Source organism: Stenotrophomonas sp. 05N423, assembly GCF_056397145.1.
Genome location: NZ_JBFTMV010000026.1, coordinates 1 through 1,063 on the forward strand (window position 1 = coordinate 1; position 1,063 = coordinate 1,063).

Annotated in this window: 1 protein-coding gene; it reads left to right on the plus strand. The window is 67.6% G+C overall.

Going from position 1 to position 1,063, the window contains the following annotated elements; genetic code table 11:
* On the plus strand, positions 1-1,063 hold a 1,063-nt coding region (locus tag AC1DGW_RS16810), incomplete at both ends, for a methyl-accepting chemotaxis protein (RefSeq protein ID WP_478025189.1).

Sequence of the window (1,063 nt, forward strand, 5' to 3'; positions counted from 1 at the left end):
ACTACGCGCGCGGCGACCTGTCGGTGGACATGGACCGCCTGCCCGGCGAGAAGGCCGCCATCACCCAGGCCATGGACGAAACCAAGGCCAGCCTGTCGGCGATCAATGCCGAGATCAAGCGCCTGGCTACCGCCGCGGCGGCGGGCGATTTCAGCCTGCGCGGCGACGAAGGCCGCTTCGAGCACGACTTCCGCGACATGGTGGCCGGCCTCAACCGCCTGATGGAAACCACCGACGGCAATCTCTCCGAAGTCTCCGCCCTGCTGCACGCCATCGCCGAGGGCGACCTGACCGTGCGCATGCATGGCGACTTCCACGGCGTGTTCGCCAAGATGCGCGACGACGCCAACGCCACCGTCGGCCAGCTGACCTCGATCATCGGCCGCATCCAGCAGGCGGCGTCCAGCATCAACCTGGCCGCCTCTGAGATCGCCACCGGCAACAACGACCTGTCGCGTCGTACCGAGCAGCAGGCGGCCAATCTGGAGGAGACCGCCGCCTCGATGGAGGAACTGACCTCCACCGTGCGCCAGAACGCCGAGCACGCCCGCCAGGCCAACCAGTTGGCACAGGGCGCGGCCGGTGTCGCTTCGCAGGGCGGCGACGTGGTCAGCCAGGTGGTCACCACCATGTCGGCCATCGAAGCCTCGTCCAAGAAGATCGCCGACATCATCAGCGTCATCGATGGCATCGCCTTCCAGACCAACATCCTGGCCCTGAACGCGGCAGTGGAAGCCGCGCGTGCCGGCGAGCAGGGCCGTGGCTTCGCCGTGGTCGCTTCGGAGGTGCGTACGCTGGCCCAGCGCTCGGCCGGTGCCGCCAAGGAGATCAAGGACCTGATCGGGGATTCGGTCGGCAAGGTGTCCGAAGGCTCTGCGCTGGTGCACCAGGCCGGCGCCACCATGGGCGAGATCGTCAGCTCGGTGCAGCGCGTGACCGACATCATGGCCGAGATCTCGTCCGCCTCGCAGGAACAGAGCGCCGGCATCGAGCAGGTCAACCAGACCGTGGTGCAGATGGACGAAGCCACCCAGCAGAACGCCGCACTGGTGGAGGAAGCCAC